The sequence below is a fragment of the Pseudomonas sp. GW821-FHT04C07 genome (genome assembly GCF_059420325.1).
The window spans coordinates 62,190-84,313 of sequence record NZ_JBWKTM010000020.1 but is presented as its reverse complement, the minus strand read 5'-3'; the positions used below and the strand labels follow the sequence as shown (position 1 = coordinate 84,313).

Annotated in this window: 19 protein-coding genes and 1 pseudogene; 8 read left to right on the top strand and 12 right to left on the bottom strand. The window is 54.0% G+C overall.

From position 1 onward, the window contains the following. Positions 1-31: 31 nt before the first annotated feature. From AC07UI_RS27565 to AC07UI_RS27550, 4 genes are all read right to left on the bottom strand, one after another. Positions 32-1,567 (bottom strand): amino acid ABC transporter permease/ATP-binding protein, encoded by a 1,536-nt coding sequence (locus AC07UI_RS27565; protein ID WP_494995464.1) that lies wholly within the window; start codon positions 1,565-1,567, stop codon positions 32-34. A gap of 95 nt (positions 1,568-1,662) precedes the next feature. Next, entirely contained in the window at positions 1,663-2,463 is an 801-nt protein-coding gene (locus AC07UI_RS27560; protein ID WP_494995463.1) for an ABC transporter substrate-binding protein, read from the bottom strand. Positions 2,464-2,508: 45 nt separating this feature from the next. Then, positions 2,509-3,567: an isopenicillin N synthase family dioxygenase gene (locus AC07UI_RS27555; protein ID WP_494995462.1), complete on the bottom strand. Its 1,059-nt coding sequence runs from the start codon at positions 3,565-3,567 to the stop codon at positions 2,509-2,511. An 11-nt stretch (positions 3,568-3,578) separates the two neighbouring features. Next, the gene (locus tag AC07UI_RS27550) at positions 3,579-4,430 is read right to left on the bottom strand and encodes a sugar phosphate isomerase/epimerase family protein (RefSeq protein WP_494995461.1); all 852 of its coding nucleotides are present in this window, start codon (positions 4,428-4,430) and stop codon (positions 3,579-3,581) included. Between the two features lie 467 nt (positions 4,431-4,897). On the opposite strand from AC07UI_RS27550, the gene dgcN reads away from it, so the two are divergent. Then, complete coding sequence (dgcN, locus tag AC07UI_RS27545; RefSeq protein ID WP_494995460.1) at positions 4,898-6,166, top strand: diguanylate cyclase DgcN/YfiN; 1,269 nt, start codon at positions 4,898-4,900, stop codon at positions 6,164-6,166. 71 nt (positions 6,167-6,237) lie between these two features. On the opposite strand, the pseudogene AC07UI_RS27540 reads toward dgcN, so the two are convergent. Then, positions 6,238-6,384: pseudogene (locus AC07UI_RS27540) on the bottom strand (LysR family transcriptional regulator); the annotation flags it as partial. Positions 6,385-6,418: 34 nt separating this feature from the next. Here AC07UI_RS27540 and AC07UI_RS27535 point away from each other — a divergent pair. Both AC07UI_RS27535 and AC07UI_RS27530 read left to right on the top strand, forming a co-directional pair. Further along, the gene (locus tag AC07UI_RS27535) at positions 6,419-7,774 is read left to right on the top strand and encodes a tyrosine-type recombinase/integrase (RefSeq protein ID WP_494995459.1); all 1,356 of its coding nucleotides are present in this window, start codon (positions 6,419-6,421) and stop codon (positions 7,772-7,774) included. Positions 7,775-8,899: 1,125 nt separating this feature from the next. Further along, positions 8,900-9,571, top strand: coding sequence for a hypothetical protein (locus AC07UI_RS27530; protein ID WP_494995458.1), 672 nt, complete (start codon positions 8,900-8,902; stop codon positions 9,569-9,571). Positions 9,572-10,383: 812 nt separating this feature from the next. On the opposite strand, the gene AC07UI_RS27525 is transcribed toward AC07UI_RS27530, so the two are convergent. After that, on the bottom strand, positions 10,384-10,830 hold the full coding sequence (locus AC07UI_RS27525; RefSeq protein ID WP_494995457.1) for a TM2 domain-containing protein: 447 nt from the start codon (positions 10,828-10,830) through the stop codon (positions 10,384-10,386). Positions 10,831-11,060: 230 nt separating this feature from the next. On the opposite strand from AC07UI_RS27525, the gene AC07UI_RS27520 reads away from it, so the two are divergent. Beyond that, positions 11,061-11,633, top strand: a complete 573-nt coding sequence (locus tag AC07UI_RS27520) for a recombinase family protein (protein ID WP_494995456.1) — start codon at positions 11,061-11,063, stop codon at positions 11,631-11,633. Positions 11,634-11,884: 251 nt separating this feature from the next. Here AC07UI_RS27520 and AC07UI_RS27515 read toward each other — a convergent pair whose 3' ends face one another. The 4 genes from AC07UI_RS27515 to AC07UI_RS27500 all read right to left on the bottom strand — a co-directional run bounded on the left by AC07UI_RS27515 (position 11,885) and on the right by AC07UI_RS27500 (position 15,786). Then, positions 11,885-12,676, bottom strand: a complete 792-nt coding sequence (locus tag AC07UI_RS27515; protein ID WP_494995455.1) for a DUF2971 domain-containing protein — start codon at positions 12,674-12,676, stop codon at positions 11,885-11,887. A gap of 272 nt (positions 12,677-12,948) precedes the next feature. Further along, positions 12,949-13,713 (bottom strand): hypothetical protein, encoded by a 765-nt coding sequence (locus AC07UI_RS27510; protein WP_494995454.1) that lies wholly within the window; start codon positions 13,711-13,713, stop codon positions 12,949-12,951. Positions 13,714-13,718: 5 nt separating this feature from the next. After that, the gene (locus AC07UI_RS27505) at positions 13,719-14,582 is read right to left on the bottom strand and encodes an SMODS domain-containing nucleotidyltransferase (protein ID WP_494995453.1); all 864 of its coding nucleotides are present in this window, start codon (positions 14,580-14,582) and stop codon (positions 13,719-13,721) included. 256 nt (positions 14,583-14,838) lie between these two features. Further along, positions 14,839-15,786, bottom strand: coding sequence for a LysR family transcriptional regulator (locus tag AC07UI_RS27500; RefSeq protein ID WP_494995452.1), 948 nt, complete (start codon positions 15,784-15,786; stop codon positions 14,839-14,841). A gap of 162 nt (positions 15,787-15,948) precedes the next feature. Here AC07UI_RS27500 and AC07UI_RS27495 point away from each other — a divergent pair, with 162 nt between their 5' ends. Further along, on the top strand, positions 15,949-17,475 hold the full coding sequence (locus AC07UI_RS27495) for a CoA-acylating methylmalonate-semialdehyde dehydrogenase (protein WP_494995451.1): 1,527 nt from the start codon (positions 15,949-15,951) through the stop codon (positions 17,473-17,475). A 14-nt stretch (positions 17,476-17,489) separates the two neighbouring features. Beyond that, positions 17,490-18,377 carry a 3-hydroxyisobutyrate dehydrogenase gene (mmsB, locus tag AC07UI_RS27490; RefSeq protein WP_494995450.1) on the top strand — a complete coding sequence of 296 codons (888 nt, stop codon included), beginning with the start codon at positions 17,490-17,492 and terminating at the stop codon, positions 18,375-18,377. A gap of 83 nt (positions 18,378-18,460) precedes the next feature. Here mmsB and AC07UI_RS27485 read toward each other — a convergent pair whose 3' ends face one another. Beyond that, positions 18,461-18,805 (bottom strand): cupin domain-containing protein, encoded by a 345-nt coding sequence (locus AC07UI_RS27485; RefSeq protein WP_494995449.1) that lies wholly within the window; start codon positions 18,803-18,805, stop codon positions 18,461-18,463. 312 nt (positions 18,806-19,117) lie between these two features. Here AC07UI_RS27485 and kynB point away from each other — a divergent pair, with 312 nt between their 5' ends. Together kynB and kynA are read left to right on the top strand one after the other, a co-directional pair. Continuing rightward, complete coding sequence (gene kynB, locus AC07UI_RS27480) at positions 19,118-19,783, top strand: arylformamidase (protein ID WP_494995448.1); 666 nt, start codon at positions 19,118-19,120, stop codon at positions 19,781-19,783. After that, positions 19,780-20,634, top strand: a complete 855-nt coding sequence (gene kynA, locus AC07UI_RS27475; RefSeq protein WP_494995447.1) for a tryptophan 2,3-dioxygenase — start codon at positions 19,780-19,782, stop codon at positions 20,632-20,634. The genes kynB and kynA overlap by 4 nt, the downstream gene beginning before the upstream one ends. A gap of 63 nt (positions 20,635-20,697) precedes the next feature. On the opposite strand, the gene AC07UI_RS27470 is transcribed toward kynA, so the two are convergent. Further along, complete coding sequence (locus AC07UI_RS27470) at positions 20,698-22,101, bottom strand: amino acid permease (RefSeq protein ID WP_494995446.1); 1,404 nt, start codon at positions 22,099-22,101, stop codon at positions 20,698-20,700. Positions 22,102-22,124 lie beyond the last annotated feature (23 nt).

Below are 22,124 nucleotides of genomic sequence, written 5' to 3'. Positions count from 1 at the left end.
GCCACAAAGACCTGGCCAATTCCTGCGACGACTACTCCGCCACCAGCAGCATTTCCTGGGAGGGCAGGCCCATGAAGCGTCGGACCCGCTCCCCGGCCTGCTCATTGCGTATGGCGTGTGGTCTTGCATCCAGCTGAATATTCCCGCCTTCCATGAAAATCACCCGATCAGAAATCGACATCGCGAAGTCCATCTCGTGGGTCACGATCAGCATGGTCATACCTTCCTTCGCCAAATCGCGAATCACGTTCAATACGTCGCCCACCAGCTCCGGATCGAGGGCCGAAGTCGGCTCATCGAACAGCATGATCTTCGGCTCCATGGCCAATGCTCGGGCAATCGCTACCCGTTGTTGCTGGCCACCAGAAAGCTGATGCGGGTATTTGTGTGCGTGGGCCAGCAGCCCGACCTTATCCAGCAGTGCATACGCGCGTTGTTCGCTCAAGGGCTTGGCGCTGCCGTGGTAGCGCGGTGCCAGGGTTATGTTGTCGAGAATGCAGCGATGGGGGAACAGGTTGAAGTTCTGGAAAACCATCCCGATATGCCGCACGCCAGTGCGAACCCGGGCGCTGTTGGGAGTGTCATCGTGGCTGATGAAGCTTTCGCCGAACAGCTTGATCTCACCTTGATCAATACTTTCCAGGCCATTGATAGTACGGATCAACGAAGTTTTGCCCGAGCCTGACGGGCCGATGATCGAGATTACCTGACCACTGCCGACCTTCAGGTCGATGCCCTTGAGCACCTCGTGATTGCCATAGCGCTTGTGGATCTTTTCCAATTGCAGAACCGGTGCTGCACCGTGGATGGCTGGAAGGCCGGTAGTGGCAATCAGCGGTGGGATTTGTGCCTTGAGTCGGGCCACGGCAGTTTCGTCGAGGGTTTGTGGTTTGCGTTGGTTCAGATCCAGATAGCGTTCCAGTCGGTGCAAAAACCAGCCGAACACGCTCACGATAAATACGTAATACACCGCTACCGCGCCGAGGGTTTCCATCACCAGGAAGTTTTGCGCGTACAGGCGCTGGCCGACGGTGAGCAGTTCCGTCAGGGAGATCACCGAGATCAGCGATGTCAGTTTCACCACGGTGATGTATTCGTTGATCAGCGTGGGCAGGGAAATGCGAAAGGCTTGAGGTATCACGATCAAACGCTGCAAGCCCAGAAAGCCGACACCCAGCGCCCGCCCGGCTTCTTTCTGACCCTTGGCCACCGAAATCAGGCCGCCGCGATGGATCTCTGCCATATACGCCGCTTCGGTTATCACCAGCGCGAACAACCCGGAGTAGAACGGATTGGACAGTACCGAGCCGGTCATCGGAAACAATTGCGGCAGGTTGTAGACGAACACCACCAGCACCAGCAGCGGGATGCTGCGAAAGAACCAGATATAAACGGCCGCCGGTATTTTAAGCCAGGCCGAAGCAGACAACTTGGCCGAGGCCAGGAGAAAACCCAGCAACATGCCGATGAACCAGGCCAGCGAACTGAGTTCGATCACGGTGACGCAGGCTTGCCAGAAGGCGGACTCTGCAAACAGGGAGAAAAAGTACGTCCAATCGAATTGCATAAGTACCTCAAACCGCATTGAAATCTTCGCGGGTAAGCCGCTCCCGCATGGGGAGCGGTGTTTTTGTAGGCGCGTGCTCGCGAAGGGGCGTAGCCTTAGTTAGACGCTTCTTCCAGGTTGTACTTCTTCAGGATAGCCGCGTAATCACCGCTTTTTTTGGCTTCATCAAACGCTTTGAGCAGCGCCTGATAGGTGTCGTTGTTGCCTTTCTTGACGAAGATGCCGAGGGTTTGCGGATAGACCAGATGCTCGCTGGTGACCACTACGCGGCCACTGGTGTGCTCGGCGATCATCTTCGCCGCGCCGGCGATTTCCATCTGGGCCTGGATGTTTTTCGACAGCAGGGCCTGGGTCACTTCCGGTGCCGACGGGAACTCGCTGACAGTGATGGCGCCCTTGTTGTTCGGCACACAATATTCGGTGGAGAGTTTCTTCAATTGAGCGACCCAGGTGGTGCCTTGTTCCAGGCCGACTTTCAGGCCGCAGAGGTCCTCAGGGGTTTGCGCATTCAGACCGCTGTCTTTCGGCGCCATGATTGCCGCGCCAGTCACGGCGTAGCCAATGGTCATGGCTTGAGTCTGACGCTCGGGCGTGATGTACATGCCGGAGATAATCGCGTCATAGTGCCCGGAGTTCAGGCCGGAAATCAGATTAGGGAACTTGGTATCGACGAACTCTGCCTTGGCTTGCATCTGCTTGGCCAGGGCCTGAGCCAGTTCCGGATCGGAGCCGACAATATTCTTCTGGCTGTCATAGGATTCGAACGGCGGGTAGGTGATTTCCATGCCGATTTTTAACTGGCCCGGTGTCGCGGTGGTTGTGGCAAAGCTGGCGGTGGCGCAAAGCAGGCCGGCGGCAAGCAGGGTCAGGCAGGATGCGGTGTTTTTAGTGAACATGTTCGGTGACTCCAGGGTAGGGAAGTAGTGGCCGACGACAGGGTTTCAGGAAGGCTGCGCCTGGTTTTTCAAATGTCCGAAGCTCGACGGCTTGCGGGCCTTTTCTGGAAGCTGGATCTCGCCATTTTCTACCCGCTTGCGCAGGTATTGGTATGTCTGCAAGGCTTGGCCGTACATGTGTTCACCAATGGTGATTTGCTCGTACTCGTGCTCGGTTTTGGCAAAGCCGGGCAGCGGTTTGATCTGGGTATGGAAGTCGCAGGCGTAGAACAGCGGGAAGGAGTAGCGCTCTTCACTGACTGTGCGCACACGGTGCGCGGTAGCGACGAACGCACCCGCGGTCATGACTTCGAGCATGTCGCCGATGTTCACCACGAAAGCGTCTGGAACGGGCGGCGCATCGATCCATTGGCCGAGGTTGTTCATCACCTCCAGCCCCGGTTTGTCAGCCAGCAAAATGGTGAAGCACTCATAGTCGGTGTGCGCACCAATACCGGGTGCATCCTGGACCGCGTCGTCGAAGGGATAGTGGATCAACCGCAGCTTTGAGGGCGGTCGGGTGACCATGCTGTCGAAATAGTCTTCCTCCAGGCCCAATGCCAGGGCGAAGCCACCGAACAGCCGTCGACCGAGGTCGAAGATCGCAGCGTAGTAGGCCTGCACTGCTTCCTTGAAACCTGGCAGCAGCGGCCATTCATTTGGCCCGAGCAGCGGGGTGTTGGCCAGCACCAGCGGGTCGTTTACCGGGACTTCGAAGCCGATATCGAAGGCTTCTTTGTGATCCGGTTTGCCCTTGGCGTAAACCTCTTCGCCTTCCGGGACATAACCTTTATGAGTCTGCGAGGCGCCGATGTAGTGCTGCATCTTGGTTGCGAAGGGCTGATCGAAATAGTCCCTGGCTGCCTGGCGCAAGTTGGCGATCAGCTGCGGCTCAATGCCGTGGCTGGTGATGTAGAGAAAGCCGACCTCACTGGCGGCCACCCCGAGCTGTTCAGCGACGGCCAGGCGATGTTCCCGTTCGATGCTGAACAAACCGGCGATATCCACCACCGGAATGCTTTTGAAGTTAGCTTGGGCCGGGCTGTTATTGATCTTCTCAGGCATGACGCAAAACCTCACGAGAGAGTTGAGTGGTTGAAGCGATCGAAGTGTTCGCGCTCTGTTCTAGCCATCCAGACATTCAGCGACCACAGGTCGGCAACCGGCACATTGGTGAAGGGCAGGTGATGCAAATAGCCGTCGGCGCCGAACTCTGGCGTCAGGGTACTGACCTGATAGCCACGAGCCTGTTGGGAGCGCCAGATGGCTTCCCAGTGCTGTTGATGGAAGGCCAGTTCCCGGGCGTACTCAGGGGCCGCGGGATGGGGAACCTGTGGACCCTGGTCATACCCGACCCGGGCCTGGATATGGTGCACGCGTTCGACGAAGGCACTCAGGTCATCCGCCGGGTCATTCAACAAGCGTTCGCAGGTGACGACCCAATGGCTGATATCGCTGGTGAACAGCAAGTCGGGCAGCTGCCGAATCAACTCAAGGGTCAGCCAGGGGTTGAACAGTGAGCGTGAACGGTGGGTTTCGAAGCTGCAGACTTGCCCGTGCTTGCGCGCAAGCGTCATGGCCTGGCCGAAGAACTCCACCTGCTGCGCCAGTGGCCAGCGGTCATTGCCGGCCAGAACATTGACGAAGCGAGGATTGAGCTCGGCGGCCCAGGCGAGTTTTTTGTCCAGATCAAGAAGGTGTTCGGTGGGCGGCGCGGATTGTTCCGGCAACACGTCATAGGCGGTAAAAACCGTACTGATGTAACCGAGTCGATTGGCCCGTAGAAAGGCGCCGAACTCGGCTCGCTCACTGACATCAAGCGGCAGGCGGGCCTCCATGCCGTCGAAGCCGGCTTTCAGTAACTCATCGAGAGCCTGAGCCTTGCTTGCGGTATAGCCCCAGAGGGTACGGAATATTTCCAGTTTCATTGGTGAACCTCCGCGATTCCTTCAACTACTCAAGGCTCGAGGCGGCACATGACCGAATCGGGCTGTTATGGCAGTAGTAAAAGGTTTTCATGAGCCGGATCTCTGGGGATCCGTTCTCACTGCATCGCTGTCAGCTTTTATTATTATTACGGCCGCTTGGCGGCCACAGGTCACGTTGGTGTCGATGGTAGGCAGGACGCGAGGCTGGGAAGAATAGGAAAGCTCAAATCGTTACTTCATGTTTCTCTAAACAATTAGGCACCTATCTATAAATGCTGTTTCGTGAGCATTTCACTGGCTATGCTATCGTTGCAGCATCACCTTGTAACGATCATCGAGAATCCGAGCATGGACGCGACGACAGAACGCATTTCTGGCTGGAGGCAGTTACTGCTCTCGACCATTCTCTGTTTGTTGACCTCCCTCGCTTTTGCTCCGCCAGAAACGCCGACCGGCATAGCGGGCCCATGAGTTTATTCAAGCTCGATAACCCTCCGACCTTGCGCTCGGTCATTGGCCGCGGGCATTTGATCGTCGCGTTGGTAGCGGTGGGCCTGGCCAGCATTTCCTTGACCCTGCTTGGGGGGCTGGCCTTGCGCGTTTATGCCGATCACAACCTGCATCTGATTGCTCGCTCGATCAACTACACCGTGGAAGCTGCAGTGGTGTTCGACGACAAGGTCGCGGTGACTGAAGCGTTGGCGTTGATCGCCTCCATGGAAGAGGTGGCAGACGCGCAGGTTTTTGGCGAGAACGGGCGGTTGCTGGCGCGTTGGCAGCGACCGGCAACCGGGTTGCTCTCTGAGTTAGAAACGCAGATAGCCCAGACCTTTCTGGAAAAACCGATCACTCTGCCGATCCTCCATCAGGGGCGGGAAATCGGCAGCATCCTGCTCACCGGTCATGGCGGCAGCCTGTTGCGTTTTCTGCTCAGTGGTCTGGCCGGCATTGTGTTGTGCACCGCCCTGAGTGCCTGGATTGCCCTGCATCTGGCACGACGTCAGCTTCGAGGGGTCATCGGCCCGCTGCGCGGTCTGGCCAGTGTGGCCCATGCTGCCCGCAGCGAGCGAGCTTTCGATCAGCGCGTGCCACCGACCGAGATTGCCGAGCTGAATAGTCTGGGTAACGACATCAATGCCTTGCTCGATGAAATGGAAGCCTGGCAAACGAATCTGCAAAACGAAAACGAAACGCTGGCCCACCAGGCCAGTCATGACAGCCTCACCGGCCTGCCGAATCGGGCGTTTTTCGAGGGCCGGCTGATCCGCGCATTGCGCAGTGCGAACAAGCTCGATGAGCGGGTCGCGGTGTTGTTTCTCGACGGTGACCGGTTTAAAGGCATCAACGATAATTTTGGGCACGCAGCCGGTGATGCGGTATTGGTTGCCGTTGCGACGCGGGTCAGAGCGCAGTTACGCGACGATGACCTTGTCGCGCGTCTGGGCGGTGACGAATTTGCCATTCTGCTGACGCCCCTGCACAAGTACGAGGACGCCGAGCGCATTGCCGACAAGATCATTGCCAGCATGGACATGCCGATCCCGTTGCCGGGCAATACCTCAGTCTTGACCTCACTCAGTATCGGGATTGCCATCTATCCCGATCATGGCATTACTCCAGGCACCCTGCTCGATGCTGCCGATGGGGCAATGTGTCAAGCCAAACGCCTTTCCCGAGGCGGGCAGTACACCGCGGGGGCGGAGCACCCTGTCGCCCATGTTCAAACCAGGCGCTAAACCTGTAGCGTCTAACGATACGGTTGGGGGCGTACCGAAAACCGCCGAGCGTCGATTGTAGTGAGCGCGGATTAGTCCGCGAACACCATCGAGCGGGTTTCGCCCATCAACAAGTGTTGATTCTGCTCGGTCACGCTGCGGATGTAATCCCACAACAAGGTAATCCGCTTGAGCTTGCGCAGATCCTCCCGGCAGTACATCCAGAACTTCAAGGAAATCAGGTTAACCCAATGAATACAGGGGCTAACCGTCATGAACACTCTTGAAGCTCGATCTGCTGTATCAAGCAGCGTTACAAGTTTTACGTTTCCTGTGAGGCCGACGACAAGACTTGCCAAGCCGTATCACTACCGACGCAACGGTATTTACTACATGCGTCTCAGGGCTACAGGTAGCACCACCGATCTCGCTTCGGTTTCCCTGAAGACCAGCAATAGAAGGGCGGCGATGGATGCCGCAGATCAGCTTACGGGGTTCGTCAGGGCCTTTCACTTGGAGAACCCAGACGCCTCTTGGGACAAGCTGAAGGAGCATTTCCGTATTGTCTCGTCTGAGCTGTTTGAGTCTGGACGTGATGGCGACGTTACGCAGGTGTGGGGCGGATTGCATGATAGCCACTCTGGCTTTGTGGGCGGCTCTACACAACTCATGAAGTCAGTAGCGGACGTCCCAGTGTCTCTATCTGTATTGGCCCCAGCTATGACCTTTGAGACTCTCTCGGGTCTCTACTTGGCCGACCGTGGGCAAGATCAGAAAGCATCGACCCTGAAGGAAACAAAGATTTGCCACGGGACAATCTCTGCGGCTCTCGGTGAGTTGGACATGCGGACGCACTCACGGGCTGACCTCGTGGCTTTGCGTGATCGTCTTGCAGATGGCCGCATGCCCTCAACGGTCAATAAGCTGATCGTGAAGCTCTCGGCAGTCCTCGCATGGTCAGTTGAAAATGCTCACATATCCAAGTCTTACGACAAGAAACTGAAGCTCACGAAGGGCACTGAATCGAGCCGTAAGGCGTTCACTCAGGACCAGGTAGGCAAACTGGTGGCTTACTCCAATACGTTGCCTGAGACATCATGGAAGCGTTGGCTGCTGAGTATCGGGGCTATCACTGGTGGGCGCCTCAATGAAATCTCACAGCTGACGGTAGGTGATGTCCTGACGCTTGAGTCGGGTATCACTGTTATCCATATCAACGAAGCAGGCGAAGGCAAGTCAATCAAGAACAAACGCAGTGAGCGTCTGGTGCCACTGACTGACGGCGCTTACGATTTCGACCTCGCAGCATTCTTGCGGTACGTCGAGGCGTGCAAGCTCAGTGGATCGGACTCATTAGCTCAGATTGGTTACAAGACAGGCGGAGAGTGGGCTAACCAACAGGCAATCCCTGCGGCCCTTGGGGAATCCTTTGGTCCCGGCTTGGTGTTCCATTCCATGCGACACTCGCTGGCGTCCTTGATGCAAGCCAAGGGAGTTCCTACGGCTTACGCACAGGCTGTGATGGGGCATGCGTCGGGCACGATTACTTTTGATGTCTACGGTTCAGGGGTACCCATTGATACCATCGCGGAGATGCTTGTGGAATTGTTCGTTGGCGGTGGTCAGTGACTGTGTTGTTGGGGGCTATTGGCGGCACCGAAAACTCGTTAGAAACCGTCGATAAACCCGAGCATAACCTGCACTGGATTCGTCATGTTCTTAGTACGAACTTCCGTCCAGCCCAATGTTTACGGGTTTACATGGCTGTCTGGACTAAGCAAATGCTTTTCTCTCTCGCTGAAAGAAGTTTTCCAAACTTGGCAATCGTAAATGTCAATACCTGGGGGTTGCTTTTTTATATAGGGTTCGTGTAGAATCTGCCTCCTGCCTCAGTGGGCAGAACAGACAAATTAGAAGCCTCTACGCGACCATGGTGTGAACAAATCGCCCAGAAATCGCAGGAGGTTTTTTAACGCCTGAATTTTGGTTGACCACCACCTGACGGTCACAGCAGATCATGAGAAGCCCCATGACAAACGCAATCCAAGCAACACCAACATTGAGGTCGACGACATCGAATAGCTGAGTTCAATACTACTTTGTAGAGAGAATACTGCCAATGATGCCGACCAACGTGTCGGTATTTTTTTGCCAAAAATTCAACATACGGAGGTACAAATGCACATCGACTCTACCTAACTCGCCTGCACTGCATCGGCCATTACTAGCCAGTTGCTGCGTCAAAAAATTCACAGGCACAACCAATTAGAGGTAAACGCCAACACAAAACAACACAAGGAGAAATAGAAAATGTCGAACTACATCGTTATAGACAAAGAATCAAATCTGATCGTAAAAATTATTTGCTCAAGCGTCAAGCCGAGACTTATCGCCAAGTATCGAGCAATACGAGTGTCCGATGCCATTTTGGCTAAATATGATAAGCGGGCCAGGCTACGATCCAGAAACGGCACTTTGGTAGACGCCGGAGAGCTAGCGAGTGTCAGCCCTGCGTTTCTTGAGTTGTTACAGTCTCGCAGCTAGAGCCACTATTTGCTGGTCTAAATCCATGTAAAAAAGCCTACCCCTAGCAACCCTACAGGATGGGTGTTTTTACATGGGTTTCAGCCAGGATATACGGGGGTGTAATTGCTGATATCAGGCAAAACACACCCTCAACAAAATATTGAAATTAACAAACCGGCAATACCGAGGTAACGCCAATGAAATGAACTTGAACAGGAGACAAGAATAATGGAGTACACACGCGCCAAATCTGCAACAGAACCTTTGATTCACACCCACGGCTTTGTGGTGAGCCCAGAGACCGGCGAAATCTTTGAGAGCAAGCCTTCTGTACTGGATGGACCTTCGGACTACGAGACCGGCACTGGTAGATTGCCAGCCTTAAAGCCCACACTCACTCCTGAGCAGCAGGAAGATGCGCTACGCCTGCTGACACCAGCCAACGACGTAAGCAGCGACTCGCCACCCGAGCGTAACGTTGTAGCTCTCAAGCGAGTAACGCGACCACCAACTGTATTAGTGAACCTTGTCCATCGTCACATTGCATTGGCAGATGTGCAGCCTGACCTGAAGATGTACGACCTTCCCCAACAAAACTGGGTTGAAGATTACGTTGTTGGTGCGTGCTACGTCGTAGCCGGTGACAGCAAAGGCAGGCTTAATGTTAACCCTGCCCATGTCTACGCAGCTGTAAAGCTTCCAGCCATTAGCACAGCCGCTGTGGAGAAACTGACGGGAATGAGCAAGTCTCAAGTCGCTCTGATCGCACAGTGCGCTAGATTCGCCCTGAAAGGCATGCTGATGTACTTGGAGAGAAATCCACAGGTGCGTGACTCCCTACGGGTCGAGGTGGACTTCGTTGATGCGTACTACGCACAGGAGCTAGAAGCCGCCATCTGAATCTGGGAGATAGTCCGGGACTATATAGAGAGGGAACCTCTCGAGTTGAACACGAGATGGCGAAGCCATAAGGTTAGTACAGTTTAAAGCTGATCCTATTGAAGAGGTAGACTGATGGAATGGATTAATAAATCCATCAACATTCAAAGATGATTACTATCCACAGGCTAGCCTGTGGTGCTTACTACTATTGTGAGCGTCCGTTCACGGGTTAGCACGATCAAGGCTGAAAGCCTGAAGGTAGACCTTATAATTAAATATTAATTTAAATTGATATAAAATAACTTAATACAAATATAGTGATATTACTTAAGGGTGTTAACGCTACGGCTACGCCGTTCCACCGTGCTAAAGCTTTGACCGTAGGTCATCTGGAATCTGACACCACAGGCTAGCCTGTGAGCAATATCTATTTTATATACGGGCATTCATTTCATTCATTTATTTACCCGTGACTATTTCAGTAGGGTAGTCAGTAAGGACGAGTCAGCTAACAGCTCACGCTGTAAAGGCACTGGCTTTGTTGTTGTGTTAAACCTAAACCATAGGTCGTAGGTGATGCCAGAAAGCTCACTCTCTAAGTTTGCATTAGTATCGTGACTGTCGGACATGGGTATTGCGTCCGGCAACACGGGTAAATTGTTTAATACGCCTCAGCCAAGAAGCCCCAAGGTAGTGAGTAAGCCAGTACCAACAACGGTATCGAAAAGAGGATGAATAAGCAAGGCTTTCAATAGGTTCTTGGCTGCATCATTACTACACCAACCTAGCCTCCACCGGACTTGCCGTCAAACGATGGGCAAATGGATTGATCAATCCATAAACCCGAATGGCCCGTCTATCGCCTCATACTTCTGCTGGAACTCTTCATCTGTTTGCCTGATAAGCATGATAGTTTCGACTACTGAAAAAAGCAGCGGAATATATGTCCAGCAAAAGATCAAATACAAAATCCCCCAACCCCATGTGCCCAAATAAAACTTGTGGGCACCAATCCCGCCTAGAAAAAGTGCTAATAGGGTTGTCGCAGTCTTAGTCTTAGGTGGCTTTACGTCATTGACCAGTGGGAGTTTTTTGCCCGTTGGATACACGATGCTGGCTTGCCCCTCACTAGTCGAATCGTAATCGACCTCCATACCAACTTCCGGAGGGGAAATCCCTTTCCACTCGCTCATAGGGAAATAACATCTTGAGCCGGTGGCTGTCTTGATTGCCACGATTTGGGTGCCATTGTCAATGCCAAGTATCGTGCCTTCCATTTCAACCTTCGCTAGATATTAGTGATCACTTCGCCATCATAGCTTATGGGCATAAACCATCAACAGGTGATTATAGCGATCTACGCAAGCACAACTGGATATCAACAAACGACCGTTAAACGATACGTTTCAGACAGGCGGTATCACGCATCAACAAATTAGCTTTGGTAAATTAATGATACCTTGATGCAGTGATGCTACGTTTGTTGATACCGCCGGGGTCATTCACCATGTCACGCACTTTCCTATACGCACGTTGCTCGACCCAATCCCAACACACACAAAACCAGTTGCAGGAGGTGAAAAGCGCTGGCTTCGACGTACAGGCGAGTCGTGTAGTGGAAGAAACTATCTCAGGTAGCATCGCGGCGAAGGAGCGCCCCGGCTTCCAGAAGTTGTTAGATAAGATGGAATCGGGAGATGTCCTGATCGTTACCAAGCTTGACCGTCTTGGACGTAACGCTATGGATGTACGCGCTACAGTTGAACATCTGGAGTCGAGTGGTATCCGTGTTCACTGCCTGGCCCTTGGTGGCGTTGACCTCACCAGTGCAGCAGGCAAGATGACCATGCAAGTGTTGGGTGCTGTAGCTGAGTTCGAACGCGACCTCCTGATTGAACGTACACAAGCTGGTTTAGCACGGGCCAAGTCTGAGGGTAAGAAGCTGGGGCGCCCTGAAGCACTCGACACAACATTCGACGTGCAACGCCTCAAGGCCAAGGACATGACACAAGCTGAGGTAGCAACAGACCTCAAGATCGGTATCGCTACAGTCAAACGTCATTGGAACAAGGTTATCTGAGTCAGTGGCAGAGACTCTTAGGAGGCATCTGTTATTTCTATTTTGGGAACGGCTCTCTTTGGGCCGCTCGCACCAGGCTTGATACCTAGATCTTAAATCCCAGTTTCCAATGGTACTTCGCCAAATTATATTTCCGACCCGGAAATCAGGAACATCCCGATGTGAAGCAAGGTCGTGACGCTGAGGCGAAGAGCCAAGAAAATTAACGCCGACAAAGATGGTTGATATCTATACGTCGCACTAGACAACATTCAGATGTTTATTATTTCCACAGTGCTCGTTCTTGCCACGGCCTGCTTAAATTTTACTGTTCCCGGCATATGTCTCATGATGAATTTTTTTACATCATCTTGCATCCGGCAACCAAAAATAATCGATTCTACAAATTTATCGTTATACGGTACTTTGATAAAATTCTTACCCTTGGGTATACGCCCCATAGCGTTACTAGCGTGAAATCTGTATTCAGGCTCGTACTCCCACTCATCAAGCTTTGTTCTTAACGCACGCCAAATTTGATGACCTAATGCCTCGCCATCATGAATCTTAAAATAATGACGATAGAAATCTATCGTATTGAGTTTTGGAATGCTTTGTTGATAAGTTACTTTCTCAGCTTTCATAAACTCCGACTTAAATTCAATACAGAACCCCTTATGAGAGTCAGCATAATGCGACCACATTAAATTGCTGACAGGGTTATTCGAAACCGACAAAAACGCATAACTATCTATTAGTTCATTGAAGGATTTTTCTACACCACGTTTGACTTCTAGTCCCTTGGCCGTAAACCTTCCTTTATGTACACACTCAGACAAGAGTTGCTTATCCTCTTTGCCAACAATAGACTTAATCTCCTTAAATTCTCTTGGCACTGGCTTAACTAGTTCTATCTTCGAATCAAAAAGATCGTTAAAGTTTCTTCTGCTAGAAAAAATCGCTTGATTATTTAGCAGTGCATCAATTGCATAATCTCTCGACAAATCAATAGCGCTTGAAATAGTACGATACTTATAAAAATACTTTGGGTAACTTTCACTCACTGATCGATTCCTTCCAGCCTGATAGCCATGCACATACGATTTTATTTAGAAATCTTACCAAAACTCAAACCAACTAGCTATTAACGCGGACGTTATGAATCGAGGCTCACGACTCTGCGAATACGCACGACAACATCGTCCCCACAGTAGGTGGGATTAGATTTGAACGCAGACGCCATGTTCACTCGAGGATTCATCGACGTCAACATGCGGATCTGCAGCAAATACCAATTTTATATTGGCAGGGCTGTGGAGTGGTCAGACGTAAATGGTCAAATTTTTAACGCTGCCTTGATCTTGTCCCACTCTTTGGATAACGATGGGTTCAACTTATCAAAAACCCTCGAGGATAAGGTAACTGCTGCGTTAGCCTTGGCTGTTTCATACATTGAAAATGAGGTCAGAGCCATTGCATTAAACTGTTCCACCGGCGGTTGGGACTGGAATAAGTTGTAAACATCGTCGAAAGTCCTTTCATAACGCATCCGCAACCATTCAAGTCGAAACCACTTCGCCAATATCTGTTCACTAAATACGGCCTGTGTTGCAGCGAGCACGACTCCAAGGTCACTGCGTCTATACAATAAACAAGCCAGCCACAAGATTGTATAAATTGCAATTTTTGCCCGCTCTACCTTCACCATTCGCAATGTGATCGCTTTACTGAAGTGACTATTTTCAAGTGCCTGTGCAGCCATTCGCTTGATCGGATCAATAAAGTCGTTATTGTAATATCCATCCGTTTTTTGATGAGTTAGATTTATACCACAAGCATTGCTGAAAAAATCCTGACGCCGTTTATCCTCTGCCCTTGGTATTAGATACAGACGGGAAACCAGCCCGATTATAAAAATCGCAAGGACAAATACGACATAAGCAATCAAAATTGCATCGTAGGGTTCGGGGTATTTTTCCCGATCCACAAACAAAGCAGCAAAGGAAAGCGACGCACCACCATAAAACAACCAGTCGGAAGCTGTATCAGCAGCTTCAACGGAGTCATAGTAGCTTTTGCGAATTGGATCAAAGCGAGGCATGTAAGTTATCCATAGTTCGGGAACTCGTTACCGAAAATTTGCTGCCAAAGTTCGATGGCAGTCTTGTGGTCGTCGTTAGGCATAAATGTATTGAACCAAGCCGTTCGACTTTTTTCGATTGCTTTGTCAAATCGCTTGAGCACTTCCTGTCGATCAGCCCAAGACAAATAGTCATCGGCAAACCCCGTGTCATACCAGAGGAAGCTAACTAGCAGATTTCGAGCTTCTACAAAAAACTGGAATACATTCCACGGCATATCACCCAGATACCCGCTGAAAACTTTTATCGCCAGCACTTCAATGTGGTAACTACTAAGAAAATCACCATGAAAACGATTCCAATGTTTGATCATTTTGATGATTCGTCTGAAGTTACTTCCACACTCAACAGACTTTGCTTCGATGGTTGACGCAAAAGACTTTGGACGTGATTTAATCCAACTGTCGGTGTTTGAATCCGGCACGTTGTAATGCGAGACGGAACCGTCGGCGTTCGCTGTTCTACTTACCGGCACAATGTCTACATTCGGCCATGTTTTGTAGTGAAGCGTGACTGCTTGCCCATTGCGACGTGCTCCAGTTCTCCACTCGGCCAACGCGTCACGAATGGATTGCAGCACCTGAGTCGGTGTTTTGTTCTGGATATGCTTTCCATAATGCAAAACAACCATCACGTCCAAATCTGCATGCTGCTTCAGGGCGGTGTACTTTGGAATGGACCCGGTGCTGAAACTGTCGAGGATATCGAATGACTTGCTCAGTTTGGCAATGATGTCATCACGGCGCCTGTTCGCAGTTTCACGATGATTGCCTGCCAGATTTATATTCTCGTAAAACCGGTCGAATGAGACGGCAACTGTGTATGGCATTCACGCCTCGAAGTGGTGTGGGCCACAATAATGTAGTCCTTTACCAGACGCTTTGCACGGGTCGGCACGGGTCAATATGGCGAGATTTCCATCACTCATTTTGAATAGGAATGCATGACGTTCCGCAGCCCCGCTGCACCGTGAGCGAAGCGCACAACGTTGGTGTCAAAAGTGTTGTCACAACCCGTGTCACAAGTCATTGCAATGGAGTGCCTCGCGTCGTTACGATTCCGCTACCTGATTCCTTGAAGAACAGTCAGTCCGCGAACACCATCGACCGGGTTTCGCCCATCAACAAGTGTTGATTCTGCTCGGTCACGCTGCGGATGTAATCCCACAACAAGGTAATCCGCTTGAGCTTGCGCAGATCCTCGCGGCAGTACATCCAGAACTGCCGGGTGATGTTGATTTCCTCCGGCAGCACCGGCAGCAGACGCGAGTCCTGCGCGGCGAGGAAGCACGGCAGAATCGCCAGTGAGCGGCCCTGCTGCGCGGCGACATACTGAGCGATCACGCTGGTGCTGCGCAGGTTGGCGCTGGCGCCGGGCAGTACGTTGGCCAGGTAAAGCAGCTCCGAGCTGAACGCCAGATCGTCGACATAGCTGATGAACTGGTGCTTGCCCAAGTCTGTCGGGCGGCGGATCGGTGGGTGTTTGTCGAGATAATCCTGGGTCGCATACAGCTGCAAACGGTAGTCGCAGAGTTTGCAGCACACGTACGGGCCGTGTTCCGGGCGTTCCAGAGCGATGACGATATCCGCCTCACGCTTGGACAGGCTGATGAAGTGCGGCAGCGGCAGGATGTCCACCGAAATCGCCGGGTAGGTGTCGACGAAATGGCTCAGCTGCGGGGTGATAAAGAAGCTGCCGAACCCTTCGGTACAGCCCATGCGCACATGACCCGACAGCGCCACGCCAGAGCCCGAGACCTGCTCGCAGGCCATGTGCAGCGTGCTTTCGATCGACTCGGCGTAACCCAGCAAGCGCTGACCTTCGGCGGTCAGCACAAAGCCGTTGGTCCGCGACTTCTCGAACAGCAACGTCCCCAGCGCCCCTTCCAGTGAGCTGATGCGCCGCGACACGGTGGTGTAGTCCACCGCCAGGCGTTTGGCGGCCGTGCTGGCCTTGCGAGTACGGGCGACCTCGAGGAAAAACTTAAGGTCATCCCAGTTCAATGAGCCCAAAGACGTGATGTTTTTTTGCATGTTAGACCGGCTTTTATGTGCGTTCTTATTAGAAGTTTGCACATCTATACTCCAAAAACAGTCCGACAACCAACTCGGGACACCGCCTCATCTCAAGGCGACAAAACGCCTTGGCTCCCTGCACAGCAACCCACTTCAATAACAAGAAGCCAGGAGACCATCATGAACGTATCTCTCACGCCAGACGAAACCACCCTGCAACGGGTCAAGCTGCTGATCGACGGCGAATGGGTCGAGTCGCAGACCACCGAGTGGCACGACATCGTCAACCCGGCCACCCAGCAAGTGCTGGCCAAAGTCCCGTTCGCTACCGCCGCTGAAGTCGACGCCGCCATCAGCGCCGCCCATCGCGCCTTCCAGACCTGGAAGCTGACGCCGATCGGCGCGCGGATGCGCATCATGCTCAAGCTTCAAGCGTTGATTCGTGAACACTCCAAACGCATTGCGGTAGTGCTCAGTGCCGAGCAGGGCAAGACCATCGCTGACGCTGAAGGCGATATTTTCCGTGGTCTGGAAGTGGTCGAACACGCGTGCTCCATCGGCAGTTTGCAGATGGGCGAGTTTGCCGAGAACGTCGCCGGTGGTGTCGATACCTACACCCTGCGCCAGCCAATCGGCGTCTGCGCCGGGATTACCCCGTTCAACTTCCCGGCGATGATTCCACTGTGGATGTTCCCGATGGCCATCGCCTGCGGCAACACCTTCGTCCTCAAGCCTTCCGAGCAGGACCCGATGTCGACCATGTTGCTGGTGGAGCTGGCGCTGGAAGCCGGGATTCCGCCGGGCGTGCTTAACGTGGTGCACGGCGGCAAGGATGTAGTGGATGCGCTGTGCACCCACAAAGACATCAAAGCCGTGTCGTTTGTCGGTTCGACCGCGGTCGGTACTCACGTCTACGATCTGGCCGGCAAACACGGCAAGCGTGTGCAGTCGATGATGGGCGCAAAAAACCACGCGGTGGTGCTGCCCGATGCCAATCGCGAACAAGCCCTCAACGCCTTGGTCGGCGCCGGTTTCGGTGCGGCCGGTCAGCGTTGCATGGCCACTTCAGTCGTGGTGATGGTAGGCGCGGCCAGGCAATGGCTGCCGGACCTCAAGGCACTGGCGCAAAAACTCAAAGTGAATGCCGGCAGCGAGCCGGGTACCGATGTTGGCCCGGTGATCTCCAAGAAGGCCAAGGCGCGCGTTCTGGGCCTGATCGAAAGCGGTATCAAGGAAGGCGCGAAGCTGGAACTCGATGGCCGTGACATCAAGGTTCCGGGGTTCGAACAGGGCAACTTTATTGGCCCGACCCTGTTCTCTGGCGTGACCCCCGAGATGCAGATATACACCCAGGAAATCTTCGGCCCTGTGCTGGTGGTGATGGAAGTCGACACCCTTGATCAAGCGATCGCCCTGGTCAACAGCAACCCGTTCGGTAACGGCACCGGTCTGTTCACCCAGAGCGGCGCGGCGGCACGTAAATTCCAGAACGAGATCGATGTCGGTCAGGTCGGGATCAACATCCCGATTCCAGTGCCGGTCCCATTCTTCAGCTTTACCGGTTCGCGTGGCTCCAAGCTCGGTGACCTCGGTCCGTACGGCAAACAAGTGGTTCAGTTCTACACTCAGACCAAGACGGTCACCAGTCGCTGGTTCGACGATGACAGCGTGAACGATGGTGTGAACACCACCATTCACTTGCGCTGATCGAGGAGAAGAACATGAAAATTTCATTTATCGGTCTGGGCAACATGGGCGCGCCGATGGCGCGCAACCTGATCAAGGCCGGCCACGCGCTGAACCTGTTCGACCTGAACCAAACCGTGCTCGCCGAACTGGCACAGTTGGGTGGCACCATCAGCACTTCACCTCGTGAAGCGGCTCAAGGCAGCGAACTGGTCATCACCATGTTGCCGGCGGCTGCCCATGTACGTAGCGTCTGGCTGGATGAAGACGGCGTATTGGCCGGGATTGCCAAGGGTGTTCCGGCGGTGGATTGCAGCACCATCGACCCGCAGACCGCCCGCGATGTGGCGGCTGCTGCGGCCAAGCAAGGCGTGGCCATGGCCGATGCACCGGTATCCGGTGGTACCGGCGGTGCACAGGCTGGGACTCTGACTTTCATGGTTGGCGCTACGCCGGAATTGTTCGCCATCCTGCAACCGGTGCTGGCGCAAATGGGCCGCAACATCGTTCGTTGCGGTGAAGTCGGCACCGGGCAAATCGCCAAGATCTGCAACAACCTGCTGCTGGGGATTTCCATGGTCGGCGTCAGCGAAGCCATGGCGTTGGGTGACGCACTGGGGATCGACACCCAGGTGCTGGCCGGAGTCATCAACAGTTCAACCGGGCGTTGCTGGAGTTCGGAGATGTACAACCCATGGCCAGGCATTGTCGAAACGGCGCCGGCGTCGCGCGGTTATACCGGCGGTTTCCATGCCGAGCTGATGCTCAAGGATCTGGGCCTGGCCACTGAAGCGGCGCGTCAGGCGCACCAGCCGGTGGTGCTTGGTGCAGTAGCCCAGCAGTTGTATCAGGCGATGAGTCAGCGTGGGGAAGGGGACAAGGACTTCTCGGCGATCATCAACAGCTATCGCAAACCCCAGTAAGGGGTTTTCCGAGAGCCCACGTCGGGTGGGCTCTCGGTTTTTTTCGAAGCGGCGATCCCTCGCCACAAATATTCGTGTCAGGTTCAGGCAAACACGAAATACTTGCGCACTGTCTCGACCACTTCCCAAGTGCCTGTCATCCCCGGCTCCACGACGAAAATATCACCCGCCCGCAGATGGATCGGCGCCATACCGTCCGGGGTGATCACGCAGTAGCCTTCCTGAAAATGGCAGTACTCCCACTTCACGTACTCAACTCGCCATTTGCCCGGTGTGCAGATCCAGGTGCCCATGATCTTGCTGCCGTCTTCGCTGGTGTAGGCGTTGAGGTTGACGGTGTGCGGGTCGCCTTCGAGTTTTTCCCATTTGCAGGCATCGAGCACTGGCAACGGGTGAGTATCGCGCAGGACGGTAATCGGTTTGGACATGATGACTCCGGACGGTAGGGAGAACTGAAGTCGCACCCTATAGGGCTTGGCGAGGCGTCAGTTGTCTGTACTCGACACTGAGCTATCCAGAAACGCAGTGGCCTTCGAGCATCGTTGTAATGCTCGAAGGATGGAAGCAGGCGTTTGAATGAACCGTTCGGAAGTCGATTTCGCTGATTGAAATTTCTGCCCGGTAAACGCCTGATTCTTAGCAATATGTGCGAAATACTTGGGCGTTCCCGAAGGATTTCGCAAGAATATTCACAGGTATCACTCGTATCATTCACTTCAGAACAGGCCGAGAGCTTTGCAATGAAAGAAACAATGTCGTGGTGGGATATAAGTCCGCCCTTGAGCACCGCTACACCCACCTGGCCGGGTGATACACCTTTTCAAGAAGAGCGCGTCTGGACGTTCGGGCCAGAGTGCCCGGTGAATGTCGGGCGCATCACTCTGTCTCCTCACACGGGTGCCCATGTCGATGCGCCGCTGCATTACAGCGCTGACGGAGCAGCCATTGGCGATGTGTCGCTGGATGTCTATATCGGTCCGTGCCGCGTGTTGCATTGCCTGGACAGCGGCCGGCTGGTGCACCCTGAACAGCTTGAAGGTCGCTTGCAAGACCTGCCTGAACGCGTCCTGCTGCGCACCTATCGACAAGCGCCGCTAACCTCCTGGGATCCGGACTTCACCGCTGTCGCCAAAGAAACCGTCGACCTGCTGGCAAGCCTGGGCGTGCGGTTGATCGGTATCGATACGCCGTCACTGGACCCTCAACAATCCAAAACCATGGATGCGCACAATGCGGTGGCCCGGCATGGCATGGCTATCCTGGAAGGCATCGTGCTCGATGACGTCCCGGAAGGGGACTATGAATTGATCGCTTTGCCGCTGCGCTTTGCCAACCTGGATGCCAGTCCGGTCAGGGCGGTCCTGCGTCCACTCAATCCACTGCAACGTGAGGAGTCTGTTCGATGAGCCAATGTCCCTATTCGCCGGCCAACCAGACAGATGAATGGCATAACGCCGAACTGAATTTTTCCGACACCATGAGCTATGGCGACTACCTGGACCTGGGCAAGATTCTCAACGCCCAGCATCCCTTGTCCCCGGACCATAACGAGATGCTGTTCATCATCCAGCATCAGACGTCCGAGCTGTGGATGAAGCTGATGCTGCATGAGCTCAAGGCCGCCCGCGAACACGTCAGGCTGGGTGAGCTGCCGCCGGCATTCAAGATGCTGGCGCGGGTCTCGCGGATCTTCGATCAGCTGGTGCATGCCTGGACGGTGCTGGCGACCATGACCCCCACCGAGTATCACGCGATCCGGCCATTTCTGGGCCAGTCATCGGGCTTTCAGTCGTTTCAATACCGCGAGATCGAATTCATTCTGGGCAACAAGAGTGCAACGCTATTGCGTCCGCATGCTCACCGTCCCGAGTTGTTGGCAGAGCTTGAAAAGGCGATTGCCACGCCTTCGTTGTATGACGAAGCGATTCGGTTGATGGTCAGCGCAGGATTGGCGATTGATCCGCAGCGCTTCGAGCGCGACCCGGCCAACCCGACCGTTCATGACGCCTCGGTCGAAGCCGCCTGGCGTGTGGTGTACACCGATCCTTCGCGGTATTGGGATCTCTACCAGTTGGCGGAGAAGCTGATCGATCTGGAAGACTCGTTCCGTCAATGGCGCTTCCGGCATGTCACGACCGTTGAACGGATCATTGGTTTTCAACCGGGCACAGGCGGCACTGAAGGCGTCGGCTATCTTCGCAAGATGCTCGACACGGTATTGTTTCCGGAGTTGTGGCGAGTGCGTTCCACCCTCTGACCCACAATAAAAGAAGCCCCGGCATTCACCGAATGCCGGGGCTTTTTATCGTCTGGTTGAAGGCTATTGAGCGACCGACAACGAGCGAGTCCTGGCTAACCGAATTCGGTAGCACACGAACAGGATCAGCACCCAGACCGGGATGGCGTAGACCGACGCACGTACCCCTGGAATCAACAGCATCACGTAAATGATCACGGCCATGAAGGCCAGGCACAGGTAATTGGTGTAAGGCGACCAGAATGCCTTGAAGCCTGGCACGATGCCGCGTTGGCCCATGACCTTGCGAAACTTCAGGTGAGTCAGGCTGATCAGCGCCCAGTTGATCATCAACGAGGCGACCACCAGCGCGAACAGCAACTCAAGCGCTTCATGCGGGGCGACATAGTTGACCAGCACGCACAACATGGTGATCAACGCGGAGATACCCAGCGCCAGTAACGGTACGCCCTGTTTGTTCAGCTTCATCAGCGCCTTGGGGGCATCGCCCTGTTCCGCCAGGCCGTAGAGCATACGGCTGTTGCAGTAGACGCCGCTGTTGTAGACCGAGAGCGCCGCGGTGAGCACCACAAAATTGAGGATTTGCGCCGCGGTGTTGCTGCCGATCAAGGCGAAAATTTGCACAAACGGACTGCCGCTGTAGGCATCGCCGGAAGCGCCCAATGTCTGTAGCAGTTGGTCCCATGGGTACAGCGACAGCAGCACGGTGAGCGCACCGACGTAGAAGATCAATACGCGGTAAACCACCTGATTGATCGCCTTGGGAATGATCTTCCTCGGCTCGCTGGCTTCAGCGGCGGTGATGCCGACCAGCTCCAGGCCGCCGAATGAAAACATGATGAACGCCATCGCCATCAGCAAACCGTTGGTGCCATTGGGGAAGAAGCCGCCATGGCTCCACAGGTTGCTCACCGAGGCCTGCGGGCCGCCGGTGCCGCTGACCAGCATGTAACAGCCCAGGGCAATCATGCCGATGATCGCCACGACCTTGATGATCGCGAACCAGAACTCCATTTCGCCGAAGATTTTGACGTTCATCGTGTTGATCAGGTTAACCAATACGAAGAACACCGCCGCACTGATCCAGGTCGGCACCTCGGGCCACCAGAACTGCACGTATTTGCCAACGGCCGTCAGCTCCGCCATGCCCACCAGCACATACAGCACCCAGTAGTTCCAGCCGGACAGGAAACCGGCAAAACCGCCCCAGTAATTGTGGGCAAAGTGGCTGAAGGAGCCCGCCACGGGTTCCTCGACGATCATCTCTCCCAGCTGACGCATGATCAGAAAGGCGATAAACCCGGCAATCGCATAGCCGAGGATCATCGACGGCCCGGCCGACTTGAGCACGCCGGCGGAGCCCAGAAACAGTCCGGTGCCAATCGCTCCGCCCAATGCGATCAGCTGAATATGACGATTTTTCAACCCCCGCTTGAGCTCACCCTGTTGCAAGATGTCATCCGCCATCGTGTTTCCTTTTAGTTGTAATG

Coding starts and splice junctions, on each gene's coding strand:
- AC07UI_RS27505 (WP_494995453.1), bottom strand. CDS start 14,582: ATGCCATACACAGTTGCCGTCTCATTCGACCGGTTTTACGAGAATATA.
- AC07UI_RS27560 (WP_494995463.1), bottom strand. CDS start 2,463: ATGTTCACTAAAAACACCGCATCCTGCCTGACCCTGCTTGCCGCCGGC.
- AC07UI_RS27530 (WP_494995458.1), top strand. CDS start 8,900: ATGGAGTACACACGCGCCAAATCTGCAACAGAACCTTTGATTCACACC.
- AC07UI_RS27470 (WP_494995446.1), bottom strand. CDS start 22,101: ATGGCGGATGACATCTTGCAACAGGGTGAGCTCAAGCGGGGGTTGAAA.
- AC07UI_RS27510 (WP_494995454.1), bottom strand. CDS start 13,713: ATGCCTCGCTTTGATCCAATTCGCAAAAGCTACTATGACTCCGTTGAA.
- AC07UI_RS27495 (WP_494995451.1), top strand. CDS start 15,949: ATGAACGTATCTCTCACGCCAGACGAAACCACCCTGCAACGGGTCAAG.
- mmsB (WP_494995450.1), top strand. CDS start 17,490: ATGAAAATTTCATTTATCGGTCTGGGCAACATGGGCGCGCCGATGGCG.
- AC07UI_RS27525 (WP_494995457.1), bottom strand. CDS start 10,830: ATGGAAGGCACGATACTTGGCATTGACAATGGCACCCAAATCGTGGCA.
- AC07UI_RS27485 (WP_494995449.1), bottom strand. CDS start 18,805: ATGTCCAAACCGATTACCGTCCTGCGCGATACTCACCCGTTGCCAGTG.
- AC07UI_RS27565 (WP_494995464.1), bottom strand. CDS start 1,567: ATGCAATTCGATTGGACGTACTTTTTCTCCCTGTTTGCAGAGTCCGCC.
- dgcN (WP_494995460.1), top strand. CDS start 4,898: ATGAGTTTATTCAAGCTCGATAACCCTCCGACCTTGCGCTCGGTCATT.
- AC07UI_RS27535 (WP_494995459.1), top strand. CDS start 6,419: ATGAACACTCTTGAAGCTCGATCTGCTGTATCAAGCAGCGTTACAAGT.
- kynB (WP_494995448.1), top strand. CDS start 19,118: ATGAAAGAAACAATGTCGTGGTGGGATATAAGTCCGCCCTTGAGCACC.
- AC07UI_RS27520 (WP_494995456.1), top strand. CDS start 11,061: ATGTCACGCACTTTCCTATACGCACGTTGCTCGACCCAATCCCAACAC.
- AC07UI_RS27550 (WP_494995461.1), bottom strand. CDS start 4,430: ATGAAACTGGAAATATTCCGTACCCTCTGGGGCTATACCGCAAGCAAG.
- AC07UI_RS27555 (WP_494995462.1), bottom strand. CDS start 3,567: ATGCCTGAGAAGATCAATAACAGCCCGGCCCAAGCTAACTTCAAAAGC.
- kynA (WP_494995447.1), top strand. CDS start 19,780: ATGAGCCAATGTCCCTATTCGCCGGCCAACCAGACAGATGAATGGCAT.
- AC07UI_RS27500 (WP_494995452.1), bottom strand. CDS start 15,786: ATGCAAAAAAACATCACGTCTTTGGGCTCATTGAACTGGGATGACCTT.